General features: G+C 36.5%; 15 protein-coding genes. 11 read left to right on the forward strand and 4 right to left on the reverse strand.

The annotated features are described in order from the left end of the window. Nucleotides 1-58 precede the first annotated feature (58 nt). The 5 genes from MSC25_RS07250 (at nucleotide 59) to MSC25_RS07270 (ending at nucleotide 7,582) form a co-directional block, all read left to right on the forward strand. Nucleotides 59-1,513, forward strand: coding sequence for a site-specific integrase (locus tag MSC25_RS07250; protein WP_248442994.1), 1,455 nt, complete (start codon nucleotides 59-61; stop codon nucleotides 1,511-1,513). Then, complete coding sequence (locus MSC25_RS07255; protein ID WP_248442996.1) at nucleotides 1,506-3,434, forward strand: hypothetical protein; 1,929 nt, start codon at nucleotides 1,506-1,508, stop codon at nucleotides 3,432-3,434. The genes MSC25_RS07250 and MSC25_RS07255 overlap by 8 nt, the downstream gene beginning before the upstream one ends. 1 nt (nucleotide 3,435) lies before the next feature. Continuing rightward, nucleotides 3,436-5,523 (forward strand): hypothetical protein, encoded by a 2,088-nt coding sequence (locus tag MSC25_RS07260; protein ID WP_248442997.1) that lies wholly within the window; start codon nucleotides 3,436-3,438, stop codon nucleotides 5,521-5,523. A 29-nt stretch (nucleotides 5,524-5,552) separates the two neighbouring features. Further along, on the forward strand, nucleotides 5,553-5,951 hold the full coding sequence (locus MSC25_RS07265) for a hypothetical protein (RefSeq protein ID WP_248442999.1): 399 nt from the start codon (nucleotides 5,553-5,555) through the stop codon (nucleotides 5,949-5,951). A 125-nt stretch (nucleotides 5,952-6,076) separates the two neighbouring features. Beyond that, nucleotides 6,077-7,582 (forward strand): hypothetical protein, encoded by a 1,506-nt coding sequence (locus MSC25_RS07270; RefSeq protein ID WP_248443001.1) that lies wholly within the window; start codon nucleotides 6,077-6,079, stop codon nucleotides 7,580-7,582. A gap of 952 nt (nucleotides 7,583-8,534) precedes the next feature. Here MSC25_RS07270 and MSC25_RS07275 read toward each other — a convergent pair. Continuing rightward, entirely contained in the window at nucleotides 8,535-9,959 is a 1,425-nt protein-coding gene (locus tag MSC25_RS07275) for a DEAD/DEAH box helicase family protein (protein WP_248443003.1), read from the reverse strand. Further along, nucleotides 9,956-10,474 carry a hypothetical protein gene (locus tag MSC25_RS07280; RefSeq protein ID WP_248443004.1) on the reverse strand — a complete coding sequence of 173 codons (519 nt, stop codon included), beginning with the start codon at nucleotides 10,472-10,474 and terminating at the stop codon, nucleotides 9,956-9,958. The genes MSC25_RS07275 and MSC25_RS07280 overlap by 4 nt, the downstream gene beginning before the upstream one ends. Before the next feature lie 107 nt (nucleotides 10,475-10,581). Here MSC25_RS07280 and MSC25_RS07285 point away from each other — a divergent pair, with 107 nt between their 5' ends. The 6 genes from MSC25_RS07285 (at nucleotide 10,582) to MSC25_RS07310 (ending at nucleotide 19,121) form a co-directional block, all read left to right on the forward strand. Further along, nucleotides 10,582-10,797, forward strand: a complete 216-nt coding sequence (locus tag MSC25_RS07285; protein ID WP_076920003.1) for a helix-turn-helix transcriptional regulator — start codon at nucleotides 10,582-10,584, stop codon at nucleotides 10,795-10,797. 396 nt (nucleotides 10,798-11,193) lie between these two features. After that, on the forward strand, nucleotides 11,194-12,585 hold the full coding sequence (locus MSC25_RS07290; protein ID WP_248443006.1) for an AAA family ATPase: 1,392 nt from the start codon (nucleotides 11,194-11,196) through the stop codon (nucleotides 12,583-12,585). Continuing rightward, a complete protein-coding gene (locus MSC25_RS07295; protein ID WP_248443007.1) occupies nucleotides 12,572-13,222 on the forward strand; it encodes an HNH endonuclease in 651 nt (216 codons plus the stop codon). The genes MSC25_RS07290 and MSC25_RS07295 overlap by 14 nt, the downstream gene beginning before the upstream one ends. A 263-nt stretch (nucleotides 13,223-13,485) precedes the next feature. Beyond that, entirely contained in the window at nucleotides 13,486-15,354 is a 1,869-nt protein-coding gene (locus MSC25_RS07300) for a hypothetical protein (RefSeq protein WP_248443008.1), read from the forward strand. 332 nt (nucleotides 15,355-15,686) lie between these two features. Then, nucleotides 15,687-18,200, forward strand: a complete 2,514-nt coding sequence (gene hrpB, locus MSC25_RS07305) for an ATP-dependent helicase HrpB (protein ID WP_248443009.1) — start codon at nucleotides 15,687-15,689, stop codon at nucleotides 18,198-18,200. Between the two features lie 324 nt (nucleotides 18,201-18,524). After that, entirely contained in the window at nucleotides 18,525-19,121 is a 597-nt protein-coding gene (locus MSC25_RS07310) for an HD-GYP domain-containing protein (RefSeq protein ID WP_004589546.1), read from the forward strand. Nucleotides 19,122-19,525: 404 nt separating this feature from the next. Here MSC25_RS07310 and MSC25_RS07315 read toward each other — a convergent pair whose 3' ends face one another. After that, nucleotides 19,526-23,002 carry an ATP-binding protein gene (locus MSC25_RS07315; RefSeq protein WP_248443010.1) on the reverse strand — a complete coding sequence of 1,159 codons (3,477 nt, stop codon included), beginning with the start codon at nucleotides 23,000-23,002 and terminating at the stop codon, nucleotides 19,526-19,528. A 16-nt stretch (nucleotides 23,003-23,018) separates the two neighbouring features. Continuing rightward, nucleotides 23,019-25,250, reverse strand: a complete 2,232-nt coding sequence (locus tag MSC25_RS07320; RefSeq protein WP_248443011.1) for an ATP-binding protein — start codon at nucleotides 25,248-25,250, stop codon at nucleotides 23,019-23,021. Nucleotides 25,251-25,281: the final 31 nt, after the last annotated feature.

Raw genomic sequence — 25,281 nt, forward strand, 5'->3', positions numbered from 1 at the left:
TGTCTGCGTCATTCGCTAACTTCCTTTTGAGACTAACCACAATAGTAAGGCTATATATATGGAGCTTAGCAAATTCGATAGGATTACTTTGATTACTCATATCAAAGACTCATATGCAGATATAAGCACAAATCCACTAGATGAGTCTTCCTCAGCTGTATTGTGTCATGATGGTGTTACTAATTACTTTTCAACACCTTGTGCCGCCTTTAATGAAAATCATGATGTGTATTTGTTTCCATTTACTTTTGAAAAAGATGGCGTACCTTGGGAAGATGCAAATCATTTCTTATTCGAGTCCGCTAGAAATAACAAACCAGGTTACAGAACTGATACTGCGCTTAAAGAGAAAGCTAGCATGTTATTGGACTATAAAATTTTCTGTGAGCAGCGAAAAATTGACTTACTGAAGTTTATTGGAAGAAAACCTAATCGGCCGACCTATATTTATTTCTTTGATTTGTTGAAAAAGGTTAATGATGGAGAGTTAACTCGAACATCTCTAAATAAAAAGACAAAAGTTGTCTATGATTTTTATGAATTTATATCCTCTAAGCCAAACTCGAATGTCGATTTACGAAAAGTTGACACTGTTGAATCTGTCACAAGGTTCTTCCAAAATTCATACGGGCATAGTTATTCTAAAAAAATAGTAAAAAGAGGGCAGAGTGTGGCTGTAAGTAGTTCGGCAAGCCCCATACCTGTAGGTTATGTTCGTGAATCCAGTGAAGACCTACGACCACTTTTGAAGCCTGAACTAGATGAGTTACTATTACTTCTAAATACAAAAGAATTTTCTGTGGATGAACGGTTAATGCATTTCATCGCCCTGCAAACAGGAGCTAGAAAGCAAACAATTTTAACAATAAGGATGAAGCATTTAAATCTGTTTAAAGAAGAGAATATTTTAAAAGATAGGACCTTCAAAGTACATGCAGGGCCTGGTACGGGTATAGATACTAAATTTGATAAGCCACAGGTTCTCTATTTCCCAGAACAATTAGCGAAGCAACTCCTCATCTACTCAAAATCTACAAAAGCCAAACAACGACGAGACAAATTTATTACTAAGAATGGCAGTACTCTGAGTGATGATGATATGTATTTTTTCTTATCACCTCAAGGTGAACCACACTACATGGCAAAGTCAGATCCTCGCTATAAAATAACTAAAAGCAAACCGCAAGGGCGTAATACTTATTATATGAAGTTAAAGGTGGAAAAGTTTGCTGGTGCTAACTACCCAAGAAACTTTACATTCCATTGGCTCAGAGCAACCTATGCATATTATTATTACCAAAGATTACAACCTCTTGTTGCTAAAGGGGTTTTAATGAATGCTGATATTATATCTATGGTTCAAAGGCGCTTACACCATGCCAGTCGTGAAGTAACAGAGTCTTACCTTCGCTTATTTGATATGGTTGTTGATTCTAGAGTTGCCGCTCAATCAATTTATGAGCAGCAACTTTTTGGCTTGTATGATTTAGAGATGGATGCTTACAATGAATAGTTATGTCGTAAGAGACACTATTACAGTTACCAGAACTGAACTGTTCGAAAATGAGTATCTACATCCTGAAAAGTTAAGACTCTCATTATCGGGTAAAAAATACCCTCTTGATTTAGGCCATATAGCCTATCTGAACTATAAATTTTGCACCTCATCCGCTTCACACAAAGATATGCCGTTTCTTGTTGATGAATCTAGTCTCTCAAAACATAGAATTGATTTTATCAGAAGCTTAATCGAGCATATAGTTACAAGAGGGTTCAGAGATTCTAGTATTCGCACTGTTATACAAAAGACTCGAGCTGGACTGGCTGTATTGGAAGACTATGGTTTTAAGGACAGTTTCTTACAAGACTTTGAACGTACTAAACAAGCTTACAATAGTATTTCCCTTGAATTGAACCACAAAGTAAGATCTGTTGATATCGACTTTACGCCGCGTGACGCTGAATTAAAACAAATAGCATTATCGTTTCTTATTTTTATTCACTACGGTAAGCCAGCGCAGTCACATATAGTAAATAACACTGTAAAATTTAGTGGCAAGGTAAATAAAGCTCAGCCACGAGAGATACAAGATCTTCAAACAGCTTTTAATACTTATAAAAGTATAGCGCTATGTTTAACTGAGTTTTTAATTGAAAAGTCAGCATTCCCATGCTGTTTGAAAATGCCAAATTACACCACTTACCTATTCCCGTATGCAAGTCATCGGGTCACACCTTACATATACCGACCATCTAAGATATACAACCATACTGAAGGCCGATTAAGTACGCTAGATGAAATGTATAAACTCCCCTCACCTCAAAGTAAGTCAAACATCAAACGTGATTACAATCAAAGTGTAAAGAGGTTTAACGAAGCAAACTCTAATCCAAGATGTAAATCTCGACGAGCTTTTGCTTGTACCGCAATGCAAGCATATCAAGTACTGTTTATTATGTTGGCAGGAGCCTATTCTGATGAAATGGCTCGAATAGAGTTTGACGGTAAGATGGAAGTAAATAAGTCTTTAACCAATAAAGGATATCGGATTATTAAGTTCAGAGCAGCAGGTAAAGTTGTCCAATATGAAATTGCATCAGGCGCGGTGAGTCTATTTAAACGATATCTAAAACTTCGTCAGTGGCTTTTGAATGGTAAAGAGGTAAAAACTCTTTTTTTTGGGATGAAGGCAAAATCGTGGGAACCAACTGTTGTATCTGAGACTGCTCTTAGGAAATTTCAGCGTGAAAAAATGATTGGTGTTTTTATGCCTAGCCACTTTAAACCAATTACTCCAAGAGAGGTACGTAAATCAAAAAGTCTGTTCCTACACGAACACCCTGATATTGAGAAAGATACAGTTGCAAATGTACTAGGACACTCCCAATCGACTAATGAAAAAACATACATGGAAGTGTCGCCTGAAAAGTCACATTCTGAGTTATCATTATTTTGGGAGGCTGCTAATGAAGCTGCAATACACGTTTCGACCGGCAGCAACACGGATAAAAAAACTGCGTCTGGGCATTGTGAAAAGTATTTGCAACCCGAAGTAGCTATCCCTCATCCACCAATTAAACCTAATTGTAAAACCCAATATGGGTGTTTATTTTGCTCTCATTATATGTGTCATGCTGATGATAAAGAAGATTCCCATAAGCTTGTTAGCTTGCAGTACATTGTTGATGGTGTTTTAAGAGCTAGCCTCGAAAGAGAAAAGGCAAAAGAGCTTTTTGAAAAGCTGTCTGTTAGGGTTAGGAGCATTCTACATCAGATCAACATAAAATCAGAGCTGGGGGGGAGAAATGTCAAAGAGTGTATTGAGCTTGTTTATCGCCGTGGAGAGTTAACACCATATTGGGAAAGCCGTCTACAGCGATATGAACAATTAGGCTTAATTTTTATTGACAGTGCTGAAGGGGCTATTGATTAATATGAAAAAAACAAAAACCTATACAAACCCACAATTTTTATCCTTGCTCTCGGATGAAAGCTCTTTATTTACACAAGACTGTAATCCAGATGAGCTGAGTTTTGAAACTGGAGTCACTATTCCTGATGACTTTGTGCTATGTCGTAATGCAAAAGGTGCAGTAACTGCCATCTTCTCTGGTCTAACATGGGACTTTACGCCCTACAGACTATCGACCAGGGGGTCGTGTTCAGTTTTTTGGGGAAAACTAGCTGTTAGTGGTGATGATAAGTTTGATAAAAGCACGCTTATAGAGGTGAAAAAGATATATGTTCTTTTAATGTTTTTGGCTAAAAATGGTAAAGCAGGCCCACTTTCAGTAACTACGTTGAAAAGTTATGCGAGTGAGTTGTTCTCAATAGTTGAATTCGCAGTGAAATTACAAAAAAATAGAATGCTGGGGAAAATCAGCGTTCAGGACATATTATCAAACAAGAGTTATCTTGCGCACTACGCAAAAACGTTGACGAAGAAAAATAAGCAACGTTTGCATATATTACTAATGCAGTTGAAAACAATCGGTGAGGAAAATCTTGGTTTTGATGTTGTTTATGATAGAGGTTTACACGAAACAATACCGCATAAGCAGCATCCTATTATTCCAACTAGAATCTATCTTGAACTTATTAATCATTTAACAGATGAAAGACAGTATATTCATAAAGGTATTGAAAAATTAGGTCGGTTTATACGTGAATTTAAAGATCCCTATTATGGTATAAATAGAAAAGAGCAGAAAAAGCAGGCTAAACTAAATAATGTAGAAGGTTTTACTTGTCGCGCTACGTTTCCTGAGGCGGTGGCAAAGCATAAAATGAAAGATATGTTTAAACATTTTGATGTTGAAATCAGAAGCCGAGCTTCACTTGTACTGCTGATAGGAATTATCCAGTATAAAATGAAGTTCCTCATTCATTTATATACCGGCATGAGAAGTGATGAAGTTAACCGGTTGCCGTTTCAGTGTGTGCACGAAGAAGTTTTGCAAGATGAAAAGCTAGGTGAAAATGGAGAGCTTTTAGCTGAATCCGAACTTATCCAAGTACTCTCTACGACAACTAAGTTCACAGGGTATCGCAAAGAAGAATCTTGGCTAGCGCACAACTCTGTAGTAAATGCTGTTTTATCACTTCAAACTATTGTTAGAGCTTATTCTGATATAGTGGGCGGGACGCCTGATCGTTGCCCTTTATTTGTTAGTACAGTTAAAATTTTTATGAAAAGTCATTTTGATACTGATAGGTCTGAAGTTACTTCTTTTAAACCTCGTCACTATACTTTTCTTTCAAAACCCCAGTTTCTAATATCAGAAGCCGATTTCGAAGTATTACAGGCTAGTGACCCTAATCGAAACTTTGCTACAGAAAGTAAATTTAACGTAGGTATGTCATGGCCACTTACTTCACATCAATCGAGAAGATCATTGGCTTTTTATGCACTTAATAGCGGTTTTGTATCATTACCGACACTAGCAAAACAATTTAAGCACCTCAGTCAGGAAATGAGCCGATACTACAGTCGCAACTTTGAGAATGTGAAAACAATTTTTGGTCATTATGATGTCAAAACTCAGAAGTATGTTTTGCCCTTAAATCATATTGCTTTAGAAGTGCAAGTAGGAATGTCATTGGAAACTGCAGAAGCCATTTTGAACGATCTCATGAATGAAGATACTGAGCTACACGGAAAAACAGGTGGTTACTTAGAAAGACAAAGAAGTAGGCTAACCACTGGTGAGGTACTTGTTGAAGAATTGAAGAGTGAAACAGTAAAAAAAGTAAATAATGGTGAATTTAATTATAGAAAAACATTGCTAGGTGGGTGCACTAACAATGATATTTGTGAATGTTCAATTTTAGGCGAGTTTGCTGATTGCTTAACTAGTTCATGCGCGGTTATTAAGTTTGAAAATGTTGATAAATTGATAGCCTCAACAACAAAAGAATTGTCGTCCTATCACCCAGACTCGGTAGAGTACTTAGCCACTAAGGAAGAATTAGATGAATTAATCAGATATAAAAATAATAAGAAAAGCTTGAGCAAAGCTTAGATAAAGTTAATTAAGCAAGGAGTAATATTGTGGCTTTAAAAGATTGTTATGAAGCATTTGAGCGACTTAAAGTAGGAAAAGGTACAAAGGATGGTTGTATAGGTCTTGCTTCAGAGTTAATTACTCCTGCGAGAGTATCCATTGAAGCTGGACATGATGCAGGTTATCTAAAGAAAAGTCGTAGGCAACACATTGGCCTTATCAGTGCTATTCTAGCTTACCAACATGAAAACACTTCTACAACGCTGTCCAAAGCTGAAATTAAAAGACGTTCAGATCAAAGGGTTATTAAACTAACAGCTGAATTGAAACTTACGAAAGAACGACTAGAAGATTCATTAGCAAGAGAATTAAAATTAGTTGCTAAACTTCGAGAGCTTGAAGAAGACTTGTATAAGCAATCTAACGTCGCCCGCCTCAACGTCTAGTTTGGTTTTAAACCACTAATATTAATCTTTCCAGACCAGTATAAAAATAATCTGATGGATGGTTTGTGAATTGTCATTACTGTAAAGTGGCTATCAGATAATATTGGATTGTGTTTGGTATTTAAATGGATGTCTCAGGTTTCTTAACATATTTTGCCGTTTTAGCGGCCCTTTTAGCGTTATCATCAGAAGAAAAAAAATTAGAGATAGCGATTAAGCTTAAGTTTAAAAGGTGGGTTGTTAGTTGCATAATTTTTTTATTTTTGTCTTTGTACTTCTTATTTTATGATGTATTAGCAGTATCCGGGTTGCTACTGCCTTATTCATGGATACCTGGTTTTGATAGTAATTCAACATTATTGTTACTATGCATCTTTGTTAGTATAGTTTTTTACTTTTTTATATTTAATGGGGCAGTCAGTAGTGGAAAAGTATCGCAATTACTTGATGCTTTAGCTGAGGTTAATCAAAGTGATAAAAAATTAGAGCATATAGAGTATGTGTTAAACAAAAATATCAATGTAATAAAATTACAAACCACCAAAAAGAAGTTGTTGGAAATAGTCATAGATAAATTGACTACAGATAAAATAAGGAAGAAACAAAACCCATTCAATGAGTTTTCAGGTGAAATTGTAACACTTGATGTAAAAGAGGCTGCTGTTTTTCGTTTCATAATTGAACCACTGACTCCGTATTTAATTAATCAGCCAAATACAATAAGAGAGACTATAAGGACAAAGCTAATGACTTCAAAAATGAAGTCTTATCTTTTTATTAATAATCCTTCTTTAGCGTTAGATTTACTATTTTTAATAAGAGAGCCTTTAACTGTCGCAGATATTGAAAAGTTAACTGACGAGAATTCAAAGTTTAGGTTTGAATCAGATACCTATTTCGTTGATCATTATTCTTACAACAGTATTGCTGATTTTTCGATACTTTTATCCAAAGCTATCGGTAATGTTGAATATTTGGGTAGTAGTAACTTTTTCGAAAGTTTAGAACAATATAACAATATTCATTTGAATAAAGAAAAGTGCAAGTTACTTGAACGTCATGACGATCTTCAGGATGATACTTTTATCAAAAATTCATTTTTTAATTTTTATTTAAATTGTATCAAATGCTCATCATTGGAAATTATAAGAAATAAACAATCTTATCCATCGAAGTTTCCTACTTGGTATCTGACAGAATTACTTCAGAATTTAGTAATTATCAGTAATGAGGAACTTGATAAAGATTGCGAATTTGGCTCAAGAGCAGGTTACTATATCTGGGAGTCTTTAAACTACCAAACGATTGTCTATGAAGAGGCACTGAGACTAGAAGAAACTGATAAATACAATGCAACTTTTGAGTCACTTGGCCATTCTTTTTACTATATCTTAAAAAATTCTAAATCTCGTAAAATTAGAGTTACTGCTTTTGAAATGTTGGCGAGTGTATATTTTAAAAACCATGCCCAAGGGGAATTGTTAGAAGCAGCATTACATGGCATATATGGTAATGGTGTGAAGTCAGCTTTGATTGATGCTAAATATCTAAATGATTTATTACCTTACAAAGGAGATAATATTTACTGCTGTATGCTTTCTAGAAATTTAACTGATAAGCTTTTATCATAAAATTATGCATAAATATCATGAAATCGTTAGGCTAAATCTTATAAAGTTGGTGTATGCTAAAACTCCATTTGGGTCTTTAGCACGCAGTTTTTGTTGGCGTAGAAAATCATTCCAATTTTAGCAAGAAGTTTGCCGAAGCTAAGATATACTAATATTATTTATTATTAGTCCATTAGACCTAATCTATTGGGTGAAACAACAAACTTATTCAAAGTCAGGTTATTGCTCATAACCATTTGTCAGATAAATATAAACAGATTCTTCAAAAACTGTAAGGTCAGAGGGGAGCTACTACACTAATGGTAATCACACTTATTCATAATAGGAATATCGAAAGAGAGCATATAGTAGGTCAGAAGTAATTTTTTATTAATATCAAATTACTATCAATAAAACCCCATAATTGAACTTCTTCTAGCTTTATGCTGAAAAATCCTGTTCAAGCCCACAAATAGTCCGTTTAATTAGCTCACGTCCACGTATAGTATTTATAACAGAAAAAGGTTTATGGCCATAAAATTGGATATGTGGTGTGCTTAACCAATAATTCCATCTATTTACGTTATAAAAATAAGAAACACCAAATAATGATAGTTTTGCTAGCTCCAACATGCTCTGACTTGTCGATAGGTTAAAAGGTTTATTACTCTTTTGATGGCGCTCTATTGCCTTAACGCTAATCCCTGTTGCTTCTGCAAGTAAAGTAACGTTCAGTGCAAGCTTTGTCTAAATAGTATTGCGTCATTAAACATTACGCCAGAACTAATTATTTCCATTTCATCCAGCGGATTAGAACTATAGGTTATTTTTCCGCCTGTCACTATTTTTATGAAATCGATATAGGAATCAGCCTTCTTCAAATTGCACTTATTATCCGAATTTAGGCATAGTAAATACCATCAATTATTAAATAATACATAGACTTTTGCGTCGGCGGTGCTAAGTTAAATAGTTACTTTAATTCGCTAAAGCCTAGAGCTAAAGTCTCTTGCTTGAAGCGTCCAAATATATTAACTACCTGTTCGTAAGATTTAGTTAAAAAGTGTGATTCATTTTGCTCTTTAATATTTGAGTTGCTAGATATATCATTGTCAGCCTCAAAATCTGTTATATGGATTAAATGTTTAGTTTTTTTATCACCTAAAGAAACTTTGTTTAAAGTAATCGCTGTTACATCATTCATGATGGGTGATTTCATCTTATCAAATTTAACAACATCAGCCTCAAAAGGGACGTCTTGTTTAACACGGTAAGCATATTCTAAGAGCTTCGGTTGTGCAGGCATATACAAAACAGCATTTTGATTTTTTGAAGAGGTAATTCTAAGGATTCGACCTAATATTTGTCTGAAATGCATTTCTGTTTTGATATTAGTTAAATGACAGCATACTTGTAACCTCGGTATGTTTGTACCTTCGCTAATCATACCTACCGAAACAATCCATTTGCTGGAACTATGTCTGAATCGTTGAATAATTTCAGTAGGTTCACTTTCTCGATAGGTAACAACACTACACTCTTCATTAAGGTATGATTTAAGTAGGTTTGCGATATTATTTGCGTGTTCAACTGAACTGGCGACAATTAAACCTGCAGCACTTGGAGAAGATGAGCGAATATAGCTTAACTTTTTTTGCGCAGACAAAAGTATATATTTAATAACCTCCTCATTTTCTATGACGCTTTGGTAAGACACAGCAGACTCAGAGAGTAAGCTTTTGAAACTATTAAATCTTTTTGTTTCTTCATCTCCAACAATCGAAATGTTGCTATTATCAATTGCTACTATTTTAGGAATTCGGCAAACATCGTCTTGAATGGCCTCTGCAAGACCGTAGACATAATCACACGAAATCTTATTGCTAGGATATAAATAATTTGAAAGAGTAATTGGCGCAGTGTCAGATCGCCAAGGTGTTCCGGTTAACGCCAATGTATAAGTAGCTTTGTCTTTGATGTTTCGTATTATTTGTTCACCCCAAGCGTTAGCATTTTCGATATTTGAGCCTGCACAATGATGAATTTCATCAAAAATAACAAATACACGAAATCGAGAAAATAATTGCCAAAATGTCTTATCTAAGTACTGCAAGCTTTGATAAGTTAGTGAGCTTCCTTTAGCACCCAATAGTCCATCAAAGCGTTCTTTGGTTATTGTTTGTAGGCTCTCACAAAAATCATTTGCGACGATAGATGCAGGAGAAAAACATATAACCAAATCAATACGGCCATCGCTTAACATTTTGTTTGCTAATTCAGAGGCCATAACGGTTTTACCCGCACCAGGAGTAGCCAAAGCTAAAAAATGTTTTTGCCCACCTAAGTATTTATTGAGTGCTAGATTTATACATTCAGATTGCCAAACTCTTAACTTCATGTGTTTTGCTGTTTCTCTTGGTTAATTAAGCTTTCTATGGCTTTAATTTTTCCTAAAATTTTAGTGTTATTATCTCTAGCTTGGTTGTACTTACATTGTATTTCAGTGACTAATTCTGGGAATTCGTCGTAGAGCTCCTTGTAAGCTTCCGTCTCTCCGAGGTTTAACAATAATTCGGCTTTATAATGGTTTAACTTTGTTGTTAATGATTTTTTTATTTCGTCGCAGAGTTTTATCTGTTGATAATTATCAGTGGCATACACGATTAGCTTTTGAACATCAAACAGCTCAGTTTTAATAAAGCGGGTGCCTTTTCTCTTATTAGATAATTGTTTCCTCAACCACCCTTTGTTGACAAGCTTTAGAAGCTCAGCATACAACTTCCGACGAATTATTACAGGGTCTAAAAAAGGATCTTTACTGATAGCGATATAAGCTGATCTGACATCACTTGTTGTAAAGTTATTAAAGTTGGGAGCTTTAATTATTTGAACTACCAAATTGTCTATTTTCAAAAGAAATTCCAAACTACGTTAACCAAAAACCGACTGCTCCGCTAGCGGAGCAATTCTAGGCCTTTTATCTGTGACAATCAAGCTCCGCTAGCGGAGCAGGTTGGAACATGAATATTATTGGTAAGAACGTGAAAGTAATTAGGGAAAAGCTTGGCTGGACACAAGAACAACTTGTAGCAAAGTGTAACCTTATTGATTGGCAAATTAGCAGGAGTACTTTAGCTAAAGTTGAGGCTAATGTTAGGAGGGTGACAGATATTGAAGTTCTGAAATTATCGATAGCACTAAATGTTTCTGTTAATGATTTGTTTGATATTTCGTGAATTTTTGATAAAAATTTGATGTATGCGAACAATAAAGTTTGAAACCTTCAACGAGCTGCTTAATTTCAATAGGTTATCCTAATTGTAAGGATTAGGAAGGGATGTGCTGCGCGGTTAAAAAAGATTGCCTACAGCTCCTGAATTAGCTGTAATAGAAACATAAAAAACACGACTGAGCGATGCTAGGAAGCTAAAAGTAAGGTAAAGGATTGAGCAAATCACCCACTTGCCCCTTAGGCTTAAAAAGCAAATTCCCATAGCATAATCTACACCTAGCTACGTGCAGGTAGCACCTCAGTTCAACAAGGGATTATGTGACACAAACAACGTGCCCCATAAATACTAATACGTTAGTACCCTATGTGATCCATACATTTAGCGATGAGGAAGAATACAATGGATATTTCTCCAATAACGGAGTTTAAGCACGAGAAAAGGATGGTTCCCTTAACTATCCCGTATGAGAGCGATTACTATGAGAACACTTTTACTGTCATCGTAGGAAAGAATGGTGTGGGTAAAAGTCGTTTGCTATCAAACATGGTTAGTGAGTTTGTGACAACTGACCAATCGCCTCAAGGTTATAAATACCCCTATGACTCTGATTTATATGGCAGAAACGAACGTCGTATCATTGCTGTATCAACAAGTCCATTTGATAAATTTAAGTTGCCACCAAAGAATCGAATCAAAGAATCTGTTGTTAGAACAAATTATAGATATATTGGCATGAGATCTGGCGGACCCTATGGGGTCTCATCGATTTCGCTAATATCTTCTGCCACAAAGGGAATACTGGAAAGGTTTCTCAAAAATGAAGGTTATGGCAGGCTAAAAGATGTATTCCACACTTTAGGGTTTCTTCCAGAGGCGCGACTCATATTTAAACCGAATTTCAGATTAGATAAGCACTCAATTAAATTAGATAAAACAATTTCAGAAAGAAATAGCTTCAAAATTGAATGGTTAAAAGATCTTGGTATCGAAGTTGGACCGAGAGCCTTGGAAGGTTTAAATGAAGTGAATGAAAAGGATGTCTACAAAATAAGAAAGGCATTAGATGATTTGGGTGATCTTTTTATTTATGAAAAAGCGATATCAGTTGATATAGATTTCGATCATGGTGAAGCATTTAGTATTAATAAGGAAGTCTTTCACAACATTGGGTTTTTAGAGTCTATTAACATTCTTCTAAATTATGATTTGATTCGTCTTATGGATATGAAGCTACATAAGAGAGAGTATGGCGATATGTCTTTGCGTCGCGCCAGCTCTGGAGAACAATGTATGCTGGTTATGATGCTGGGTATTGCGGGGCATATAAATGATTCTTCATTGATATTTATAGATGAGCCTGAGATTAGTCTGCATCCGAAGTGGCAAGAAGAGTTTATGTCTTTATTAATCAGAACATTTTCTCAATATCGCTCATGTCAGTTCTTTATTGCAACACATTCGCCTCAGATAGTTTCTCAGTTAGAAGGGAAAAATTGTTTTGTCACTTCGTTAACAAAGAACGAAATATTACCATCGTCGTATTTCAATGATAGATCTTCTGATTTTCAGTTAGCAGAACTTTTTGATGCCCCAGGCTCAAGAAATGAATATATAACTAGGCTGGCATTTTCTTTACTATCCAAAATAAAGAGTAGGAAAGCGGCTGGTAAGAATGAGGTTCAGGAGCTGGATAAATTATTAGTATTATGTAAAGCAATTAGCCGAAATGATCCAACCTTAGAACTTGTTAAATCGGTAGAGGAGATAGTTAAACACTATGCCTCATATTAATAATACAATTTGTTTCAGCGGAGATGATAACGCACTCATCGAAGATAAACTTCGATTAGATACTTTCTCTCATTTGGACTGGAGTACAAACGAATTAATGCCTATTCGCAGTAAAATTAGAAATTTTTACAGAAACGAACAGCGGGGAATTTGCGCTTATTGTAAAGGTGATGTATCTCTAAGATCTGCGAGTAACGCTCATGTTGAGCATATAGCTCCCAAGTCTTTGTATTTATCTTTTATGTTTGAACCAAAAAACCTTTGTGTTATCTGTGCTGATTGCAATGAGATAAAAAGAAATCAAGAGGTTATGAATGAAGCAGTTGATACGTTTTCAGGTAACGTTATTCGGTACCCGAGATCATCAGGTGCTTTCAAAATAGTCCATCCATTGTTTGATAATTATGATGAGCACATCTTGAAAAAAGGTCGTGTATATATCGACAGAAGCGCAAAAGGTGCATTTACCATTGGTGTTTGTAAGTTAAACCGTTACTTTCATGAATTCGGCGTAGATGACGAATTTGTTAATGATGAGGAATTGGTTGGCCAAATGAACGAATACATCGGTTCTCAGAGTACACTGCAAAAAGCGGGGATATTGAACAGGCTACGAGATATGCTATTTAATTTGTGACGAGCTTTATGCTAACAAGCCGATGCACGTTTGACTGGATCATATCTTGCTTTGCGCTTGATATTGGCCGTAACAGTTTGCTATTCGCTCTATTGAGACCTTAACTCTAAATCACTTTGGGGCAGAAATAGTTATACCTCGCTAAAAAAATGAATAACCCAATAGTATTATTATACATATTTTAATGAGTAAGATATGAGAAACTAGCACAATGATACAAGCTAAAGAACGCTCCTAGCGTATATTATAATTAGGATCTAACAATGAATGACAGTCTGCCATACAGTTTGCCAGTAATAGATGCTATACGGCACGATTATGAGCGCTTTCGATTTGATACTCATCAGCATACCCACAAGGGACTGTTTACTAATGGTAAAGAACTATTTGCAGTTGTTCTTGATGTAAAAAATAACGAAGAACTGCTTAATAATTTAAAAGAGCAGTATCATAGATTTCATACAGCTGGCATACCTCCTGCTACTATTGTGGGCGAAATTCTTGATACCTATTGTTTGATCGAGTCACGCAGCAAGTTTGAAAAAACTCAAATACATGGTCAGCCCATGACGATGAATGAGACGATAAATCAATTAGTTTTAAATGTACCACGTAAGTACCATCCATTTCATGTCGATTTCTTATGGGCCACAAACGAGTTTAAACTGACTTTTAAAACAGCGATAACAGAGAGTGAGCAGCAAGATATTAAGTTAATTTGCGAATCTTTGGGGTATCAAGGGTATGACTACGTTTTTGACGTTGAGACTACAATCCCTGATTATCCTGGGAAAGTGGAGCATAAGCCTAATACTTACAACAATATGCAACTCACAGCTAGTGGTTTGATACAGAAACAATTTCCGCAACAACTATTAGCTCGTTACGAAGAAGACGAAGACTTTTGGATTCAAAATAGACATTCTGTTTTCAGCGGAGATGAGACTGAGCAAAGGGATCGTTTTTTGCTACCAAACTTTGAGATAAAGAAAACAAGATGTTTCGTAGATGCATCTGTGTTTCCTAGACAAAATATAAGAGTCTATTTAACGCTATACGAGCAGGTTGTCATCGCACTACCATTGAAGAGTGAAGCTGAATATTTCTATAGAATGTTCAAAATGAATCAACATGAGCTCAAAGAGTTGGTTGCCCGTGGCCGCTTACTCTTTGCAATTCCTCAAAATCTTAGTCGGTATTCAAAAGAACTATTACTAGACATTATTTCTGTAAACCCAAATGCCATCTTATTTTCAAGACGATTAGCCGCCACTACTATTCAAGGGATTCAGAAGAAGTCGGGCATAATTGGGACTACGTTCTCAAGTGATGAACAATATAATTTCTTACACCACTGCTCGCGTATCGATAACCTCGATATCCAAAGGTTTGCACTAATGCTATCTGAGCAGTGGCAATTCGGTGAGTTTTTGGTAAACAAGGAAGGTGCAACTTCAGCTCACAGGCTAGGTATTTCAAATTTAGCTGTAAAAAGCTTTCAGGATCGGGGGCGAGATTTATTAATTGAACTGACAACAGCAAGTTCTAGCTATGAGTATGCCCAAGGGCTAGGGGCTCATCATTTTCCATTCGATGATGAAAACTACTCTGAAGTTGCAGCTTGCCAAATCGTTAGCGGCCTTTATAACGGTGTTACGGGAAACTCACAACAAGTTCGAGAGTCTGAGCTCAGTATGTTGTTAAATGAAATATTTGCTATAAATAACGATATGAACGTACTCGAACTTGATTCAGCTTTGTCCTGTAGTTTGATTCGTTCTATACCAAATATTGTTAAAGATTATGGAAACATGGATGAGGGCGAGTATTTCCACAAACTAAGAACGCTCAAGCAAGAGATCAAAGCAATAGAGAGTAATAAGGCTCGCTTATCAAAGCTTAATATTTCCGGGTTTGCTCCTACTTTAGTTGGCGCAGGCATGGAAATCTCTAACATCAAAGGTGGAGGCTTAGTCGCACTAGGTGGCTGGCTATTGAATGCAATAAAGGTTTATGCGGATGAGTCTGAATTAAAAAATAACCCTGTATTTACTCGAATTTCGAGTTTTAATCATTTCACAAGTCATGATGCTATTATCGTGCAGCGAGTTAGGGGTTCTATATCAAAATAAAGTATTTAGATATTGAGCACATTCCTTAGGCTTATTTCAAATAATCTATAAAAGCATTTCAGGGGAAATACTCGAACATGCTTTTGTTTAATCAGCGACTTCATTAAGTCCACTATGCCAATATAAAAAGCATCATATAGAACGACTTATAGTAATGAAGTTTATCGATGTAGGTGAAAGTCTTTAAAAGAAATGAGTCCTAGTCTAATTTTGAGAGGGAAGAATATGAGCGGTTTTAGCTGCCCTATTTTTTTATGATAATAAGTTAGATTCTATACTTAATTTTTAATACAGCACAGCATTGATAACTTCTAAAGGAATTTAAATATATTTTGAAAGAAGAACTCCCCATTATTAAGTTTCTCCCTGAAATTTCAGAGCAGCTCGGGGCTGCTCGTTCATTGATACTTCAAGCTGAGCCTGGTGCAGGTAAGTCGACGGAGGTTCCGTTGTATTTAATTAACTCTGATTGGCTGGATTCGAAAAAAATTATCATGCTTGAGCCGCGACGGATGGCAGCGCGCAACATTGCCAACTATCTTGCCCATAGGCTTGGCGAGAAAGTGGGGGAAACTGTTGGTTACTCAGTAAAAAATGATAAGAAAGTATCGGAGCATACAAAGCTTGAAATAGTAACAGAAGGGGTTCTGGCAAATCGCTTGCAAATTGATCCAGAGCTACCAGAGACAGGTTTAATAATATTTGACGAGTTCCACGAAAGGAGTATTTATTCCGATATTGCTTTGATGTTGTCGTTGGAAGTGCAGCAATCTATCAGAGAGGACTTACGGTTATTAGTGATGTCCGCAACCATAGATACTGAGTATATTGCTCAATATATGAATTATTCCCCTGTAATTAAATGCCCAGGAAGATCATATCCCGTCGAAATAAGTTATAAAAGAGCTGGACATGATCTTAAAAGAAATGTGTGCGATGCTCTAAGTGATGCCTTATCGAGAGATGGAGGAGATATTTTAATCTTTTTGCCAGGCCAAGCGGAGATACGTAAATGTCGTGAGTATGCAGAGCATAACCTTGGCCAAACAAAGGACTTGGTATTTCTTAGTCTATATGGCGCATTACCAATCGATATGCAAGAACAGGTACTCTCTTCGGATTCTGCTCGTAGACAGAAAGTGATATTTTCAACTAATGTTGCAGAAACAAGTTTAACAATTGAAGGTGTTTCATGCGTAATCGATAGTGGGCTAGAAAAAGTGCTTATGTATGACCCTATAAGTGGCATGAATAGATTAGACACTTGTTGGATATCTAAGGCATCAGCTACACAAAGAGCGGGGCGCGCAGGTAGGTTACAACAAGGGCAATGTATTAGGCTATGGACAGAGAGAGACAATCAAAAACTACAGGACTTTAAAGATGAAGAAATAAAAAGAGTAGATCTTGCTCCCACTGTACTTGAAACTCTTTTATGGGGTTATAAAGATTATGCAGATATAAAATGGTTAACAGCTCCACCACAACATCATTTCGAGATATCACTTACATTACTCTCAACCTTAGGACTTGTAGATAAGTTAAATAAGCCGACCAAGTTGGGCCAAAGAGCTTCAAAGCTAAATTTGCATCCTAGACTAGCGGCTATGCTTTTAACAATCCAGGAGCCTGAATTAGTAATATTAGGGAGTGAGTTAGCATCAATAATTTCTGAAAGAGATTTGTTTTATAGTTCTGATAGCGTTGACATCACCCAAAGGCTATCCGCTTTACAAGAATATAAAGTAAACAAAAGTAGCGCTCTTCATTCATACCCAATTAAAAGGCAGACAGTAGAAGCGATAATAAAGGAGTCGAAAAGACTGAAACGGATGTTAGGGGTATTCCCAAGAGAAATTGAATTTTCGCTTGAACAACTTAATCGTAATGTTGGTATTTTGCTTTTAAGTGCTTACCCTGAACGATTAGCTAAAAAACGATCCTCTGGTAGCTCAGGTTATTTATTGGCGAATGGGCGTGGTGTGCTTCTAACTGAGCATGATCCTCTTAATAATTTTGATTGGATCGTTGTATGTGACTGTGACGCTCAAAAGAAAGAAGGAAGAGTATATTCTGCAAGTCCGATAGATTTGGCTAGCATTGTTTCCAACAAGAAGCAGCTCATTTATAAAAATGAGTACAAGCTAGATAACAATAAGACAAAAATTGTTGGTAGAGAAGTGGTTAGCTATGGTGCAATAACGGTCTCTGAGAAACCCATAGCAAACATTCAAAAATCACAGTTCCAAGATTGCTTAGCTAGCTTATTTAAAGTTGAAGGGCTATCGTTACTCAATTGGACTGAAAAATGTGAGAGTTGGACCCAAAGAGTTAAATGGTTAAGTGAAAAAATCAACTTTCCTTCATTATCGAAGGAATCATTGTTGGATAGTTTAGATAAATGGTTATTGCCTTATATTAATCATATAAATAGTTTGCAGGCTCTCAGAAGCCTAGATGTCTACCCTATACTAACAGCGACTTTATCGTACGAAGAGCAAAAAACTCTAAATTTAGAAGCCCCTACTCATTATATAACACCAAGCGAAAAATCAATTAAGATTAGGTATGAGCAGTACCAAGAACCAACAGTGTCAGTCTTACTGCAAGAAGTCTTTGGTGAATTAAAGTCACCAATGATAGCTAAAAATACAGTCAGATTAAGGTTTGAATTACTTTCACCTGCCAAGCGACCAATTCAAATAACTAGTGACTTAGCTAACTTTTGGAAAACATCTTACTTTGATGTCGCGAAAGACATGAGATCAAAATACCCTAAACACCGTTGGCCAGAAGAGCCTTTAAAAGCTAAAGCAGGCCGTTCAATAAAGTCAAAGGTCAATTAGTCTTTGAATGAATTTAGTAGATCATGTTTGATTTTAGAGTTTTGATAAATAAGTTCGGGCTTCATCTAACAGGCAGCTTAGAGCGATAACCGGTCATTGAGGATGGCTAAATTTAGGGCTAATTAATAGATAAAGTTGTGTCGTTTATTCATATAGTCAAGCAAACGAGCAACGCGTATATCCTACATTTAAATTTATTTAAAATCTTGAAATACCCTCGGTTATTTGTTGGAATGTGGATAGATGAGCTTGAAGTCAGCAAAAATATGCGTGATGAGCGCACTATTAAATTGTTAGGCGTTGCTGAACAAGGAGAGATATTCAATGGCTTTTGCCCTCGCACCAGATCAAGAAAATGCTTACCCATCACTCATTACGGCATTGTGCGCGCGCGATGCGTATACTAGAGGCCATTGTGACCGCGTCTGTGCGCTTGCGTTGGAAGTGGGGCGTGCGGCCGATTTGAGTGCCCCCTCATTAGATGACTTGCGTATTGCCAGTCAATTACACGACGTGGGTAAGATTGGAGTTCGTGATACTGTTCTCTCGAAGCCTGGAAAGCTCACACCTGATGAAAGGGAAGAGATAAAGGCTCACTCGGTTATCGGTGAGAGAATAATTAGTGAGACATTCCTGACAAACAGAGACGAGGTCGCGTCTATTGTCAGACATCATCATGAAGCATTTGATGGAAGCGGATACCCAGACGGACTGGCTGGTGCCGATATTCCCCTGAGTAGTCGAATACTTTCGATCATTGATGCGTATGATGCACTGACGACTAGCAGGCCATACCGCATGGCTAAATCGCACCTTGAAACTATGAATATCTTGAAGCATGAAGTGGACACGAAGTTTGATCCAAATATTTTTTTGTTGTTTACAAAAGTCATAAAGGCCAGTTCGGCACGTGCCTCGTAAACGCTCGTTCCTAGAATACGGTGAACGCTGCCTAAAAAGTCTCTGCAGATGACATTTGATCCGCCACCCACTTTTTTGCTAACGCAAAAGCAGGCGTTGTCTCAAATGCACCTGAGCTCAGGCGTTGCTAATGTCTGCAAATGGCACAGAGCCGTCCTTCGGCTCTAACTCATTTATGTCCATAAACGAGCTTGAAGACCCTCCTGTTTTGGCTCAGTGCCAATTCTAGTCATTAAAACGTAAAAACCTTAAAATAAGCTTAGCTATAATCCATAAATATCATTGCGTCTTCAAAATAGCCAACCTATTCGTAATCGTGACACATATCTACTCTTAAAAGCGTCATTCCACAAAATCATAGTTATGCAGTTCTTTACAGTAAGAACACATGAAATAACGCATATCTAACCGTTATCTTCTTCGAGCCAATCATTAATGTCATTTAATAATACAGGAAGCTGCTTTTCCAAAAGTGAAAACTCTTTTTCAATATCTAGTTGCCCCTTGCTTGCTTGTAATTCAATCTCTGCAAACAAACTTCTTAACCTGTCGGCGCTTATCTCACCACATAAACCTTTAAGAGAATGCGCAACTTGACGAACTTGTTCATAATTATGATCATCGACAAATTCTGTTAGTTGGTTAAATTTTTCAGGTGCTGTTTTAATAAACATAGTACAAATTTTAATAAGCAAAGCTTCTTTGTTAAGTAAACGAGAAAGTGCAGCACCATGATCCCATAACACTTCTTTTTCAGCCAAAATTTCAGTGACCGGATGTTCATTTTTTTCGTAATTAGATAATGCCCACTCTATTACTTTAGCTTGCGCCTCATTAGCTTGAATGGGCTTACTAATATAGTCGTTCATACCAACCGATAAACATTTTTCTTTTTCACCCATCATGGCGTTAGCTGTCATAGCAATAATAGGTATATTTATAAACTCATTACCAGCATCACCTGCACGAATTTTCTCACAGGCTTGGTAACCGTTTAAGATAGGCATTTGACAATCCATCAAAATACAGCATATTGGCTTTCCTGCTAAGCGACTAAGCTTTAATGCTTCTATAGCTTGTTCACCGTTACTTGCTGTTTTTACGTGAATTGGTAAAAACTCAAGTGCAGCTACTGCTACAGCGATATTTATCTCAGTATCATCAACAATTAATATACTGCACCCATCAATTTGCTCTAAAGTTCGTACTGGTATATCACTGTTTTCGCTTGCTTCTACTGTAAGCAACTGCAATTGATCAAGCTTACTCAGAGTTAATCCAATCGCTCTTAGTAAATCACTTTGTGTGAATGGTTTACTAATTGTCGTTATCTTACTTGAAATACCTTCAGGTAATGGCCATCCGGGTTTATGTAACACAACAATTTTAACGTTTGATTTATGGTGCATGAAGCCATCAATTATTTGTTCTAACTCACCATTTTTATTGTCTTCTGCATCTAAGAAAATAATGTCATAAGGTTCAGCAGTTATATCGGCTAAATCTTCAAAATTTGAGAGTTCTACCTCGCCCCCTTCATGACGAATTAACTGTCCTAGTAGCTCTTGAGATTCTTTATTATTATTAATAACTAAGACTTTTTTAGACAAATAATGGTTGTTCTGTGGTGTATTCTCACTACTTTCACTATCAATTATTATATCAAAACTGAACGTACTGCCCTTATGTGGGACCGAATTGACTTTTATATCGCCCCCCATCATCAGGCATAACTTTTTGCATATTGATAATCCAAGTCCCGTACCGCCAGACTCAGCGTTTATAGAGCTATCAGCTTGGTTAAATGCTTTAAACAGGTGCTGCTGGGCGCTATACTCTATGCCTACGCCGGTGTCTTGGACGCTAATAATTAATTTGTGTTTTTGATCCTCAATCTTTTCTGATTCAACTTTGATCTTTATGAAACCACGCTCTGTAAATTTAATCGCATTATTAATTAAATTATTGATTATTTGGGTTAACCTTAATGGGTCTGATACAGCTCGCTGGCAATTTAAACCTCGTGTATCAAGATAAACCTCAAGCTCTTTATCAAAGGCTAATATGGCGCACGATTCAACTAAGCCTTCAATCAAATATTTAGGATTAAATGTTCTAAAATTTAATTCAAGTTTACCCGCTTCAATCTTAGACAAATCCAATATATCGTTTATCAACAGGTTTAAATTAGTGGCACTTAACTCCATCATACTAATCAACCTACGTGATTTTTCTGGTAATTCTTCACGCTTTAAAATATTCAATGTTCCAATCACACCATTAAGAGGCGATCTTAGCTCATGGCTGATATTAGAAATAAACGCGCTTTTTAGATCACTATTTTTGATAGCCAGATCTTTCGCTTCAGCAAGATCTTGCGTTCTGTTTCTAACTTTTGACTCAAGCTCAGAGTTCAAACGTTTTACCTTAATTTCAGCCGCTTTCTCTTTACTAATATCCCTGATAATAAGCGCGAGGCCATTGAGTACAAGCTGTTCAGAAAATACCGGGCTTACAGAGATAGCAAAAAAGTAGGATTGCCCATTTACCTCTATGGACCGTTCATCTTTGATTTGTGGCTTCGAGCTTTCCAAATCGGCTATATACGTATCTATCGGCAGTTGTTGGAGTAATATCAGTTCATTGGTATGCCTACCTATAGATAAAGCTCTAGACGTTGATAATAATCGCTCTGCACTAAAGTTAAGGCTGGTTAGTTCACCTTGAAGATTTAATCCAACAATGGCATCAATTGAACCATCGACAATGGCAGAAGACTCCCTACGTGCTTCAGCTAGCATTTGGCTTCTGGTTGCATTTCGATAAAAAGTAATAAGCAGTATTACAGTAAAGAAGATAATTACCAATAAAAAGCCATAAGTCAAAAGCCGTTTATCACTAATCATCGTATCGATATACTGCTTTGAAACGACAGTACTTAAATCAATATAACTAAACTTTTTTCCCGGTCGCATTTGAACTGTATCGGAAAACATATAGTATTGATCACCCGCTTTTTGTTTCGAATCCACACGATAAAGTCCTTGATATTGGATCGGCTGCTCATATAGCGTATCCCATGTGATGTTCGGTGCTAAATCTCTTGTAAATCGATACTTTTCGATAGGGTGATATAAAAAATCGCCTTCAGAGCTGCTAATTATAAGCTGAGAATAGTCAAACACTGTGGTTGTTAATTTTTCAATTAAGGTATTTGCGCTAACGTTCATAATTAAAAAAGCAAAGCGTTTACCTTCTTCACTGTAAATAGGGATAGAAAACCGTAACATCGGCTTGTATGGAAATGTCACTTCTCGAAACTCGCGATTCAACGACATAGGCGATAAATATATTTGCTTAGCTTCAAGCTGCGAACTCGGTAAAAAATACAGCTCCCCACTTTTGGGTTGTAACGAATAATCTGCTACAGCCTCAACTGAAGCACCTCGGCGCTGCACACGAATAAGCTCTTCCCCTGAGGCTGTAATAGCAATAATACGTAGTTGCTCAACATTTAAATTATTTTCCATAAAGCCAATAAAGATAGTTTCTAACTGCTCTTTCCACTGTGCATAAGTGGTTCCATCATATGGATCTATACCATTGTTATAATGAGCTCTGGGTAACCCTGAAATAGGTGGTGTAGAATGCAAAAAACTAAGATCCGATTTTGATCGGGATATAAATGAAGTCACAACTTCTTTCAATCGCAGGTTTGTTGCTGTAAACTCGTCCTCTATTTGTATTAACACACCTTTTTTTACATGCATTTCAAATAGTAAAACAGCCAAAACCAACAACAGACCAAAAAAGAACGTGATCCACCTAAGAAACGTCTTTGAAGATACAACTGACTTATTTGCTTTCATGGAAATATTCATTTTTAGCCTTTTGTTACTAATGCTTAGTTAGGGGATTACACCACTTTAATAGTACCGCTCTTAAACACTCATAACTTATTGGTTTGCCCATAAAATCATCCATACCAGATTCAAAACAACGCTGCTTATCGCTACCTAGTACATTTGCAGTTAAAGCTATTATCGGTGTTGTTAAAAAAGCTGGCATCGTTCTAATTTTAAGTGTTGCTTGAGGCCCATCAAGTACAGGCATTTGCATATCCATAAAAATAATATCAAACGCACACATTTCGCACTGTGTAATCGCCTGCTCACCATCACCGGCTATATTGATACAAGTGATATTAAACTCTTTCAAAAGCGCTTCAATAACAATTTGATTAATCTCATTATCCTCAACAACTAATACGTTTAAGTTAGATAGATCAATCTCTTGCGGTGCTGATAATTTAGTATTTTCATGTTGTCGACTCGCCTGTTTATCACCCCTTTGAGTCTTTAATTCAAAATAGAAGAGCGAGCCTTTACCAAGCTCACTTTCTACCTTTAAAGGCGCATCCATGAGCGCTAATAACTTACTGGTAATCGCTAAACCGAGGCCTGTTCCGCCAAATCGGCGTGTAATCGAAGTATCTGCCTGTGAAAAAGCCTCAAAGAGTGTATCAATATGCTCGTGTGATATACCTATACCAGTGTCCGACACACCAAACGACAATATAAGCTCATTATTCACCTCTTTCTGAACATTTACATTTAATGCAACACTTCCTCTTTCAGTAAATTTAATGGCATTGCCTAACAAATTTATAAGTACTTGCTTTATGCGTGTTTCATCTCCTGCAAAAATAATATTCTCTTCGTCTGTCGGCGATGAAACAAAAAGCTGCACTTGTTTTGCATTTGCTTGTTCACTAAATAGTAGCTTTAACTCATCTAGCATTTTATGTAAATCGATTGATTGGTTTTCAAGCTCAACTTTTGTGGCTTCAATTTTACTCAAATCGAGAATATCATTGATGATAACTAACAGGCTGGCGCCTGAAGACTGAATAATCTCTAACATTCTTGCTTGTTTATCTGTCAAAGAGGTATTGCCAAGCTGTCGCGCCATCCCCAAAATTCCATTCATAGGAGTGCGGATCTCATGACTCATATTTGCCAAAAATTCAGATTTGACCTTAGAAGTATGTTCCGCTGCTTTTTTTGCAGAAATAAAGTCTGTACTTAACGCCCTGAAACGATTTGCAGCACCCGCTAACACACCGATTTCATCTTTGCGTGTTAAATCGTGAATGGGCGCCGATAGGTCACCATTAAGAAAGCTTTGAAAACTTTTGGTCAATAGTTTAATCGCATGTGCTATATGAAAGTGAAAAAATAACGCTAGTCCAATGATATACAAGATAGCGCCTACTCCGAGTAGCTGTAAAACATACTCTGTTTTTGAAATACTAACTGAGCCGGTTTCTTTTATTGTAATTAAACGTGACAGTGACTGCTCTCTAAGTGTATTTGCTAATGCACTAAACTCAATGGCATCACCCGCCATAACAACATTAACTAGACTTAAATAGTTACGATTTGCTTGGACGCTTTTAGTAAAAGCTTGCTGGTAATCTACAGCTAACTGAACTGTTGGGTTTTCGATCCTGTTTTGCTGCTTTTGCAAAGCTAATTCGGAGCTTGAAAGACTTTGCAGCGCCTTAATGACTTGTTGACGCTTAGAATAGTCCTTTTTAGTTAAATAAAGCTGCGCATTGTGGTGTAATGTGTGCCATATATTTATATTTTGCGTAATTAGCAACTTATCTTTTAAATCTGCGGTCAGTTGCAGTAAGCCTGTTAAATGGGCAACAGCGCCTAAATAAATACGTGGCAGCTCTGTATCTATCAATGCTGTTTTTATATTATAGCGCTTTTTTAGCACGCTTAGATTATCACCATACCTAAGCACGAGTTCAGACATGGCATCAATATAAATTTTATCGTCAACTTCATTATTTTTTTTATCTATTGCTTTTAAACGCTGGTCAATACTTTGGTAGTTCTCTTCAATCTTAGCAAATACCGCATCACTCCCTGATGCGCCATAGACCGAAATATCACGTTGCATTTCAACAATATCTTTGTTTATTCGTAAAATACCAATGGCATGACTACTAATATCCGTAATATTATTTACCGATGTATCAATTGCTTCTAAGCGTTTATCCATGACGATGTAGCTGATACTGAGTGTAATTACCACCAGTGCTAACGCTAATGTCATTTTCGCTGCAATAGAACGCGATATTAAATGT

It is taken from the genome of Pseudoalteromonas sp. 1CM17D (assembly GCF_023161805.1).
GTDB lineage: Bacteria > Pseudomonadota > Gammaproteobacteria > Enterobacterales > Alteromonadaceae > Pseudoalteromonas > Pseudoalteromonas atlantica.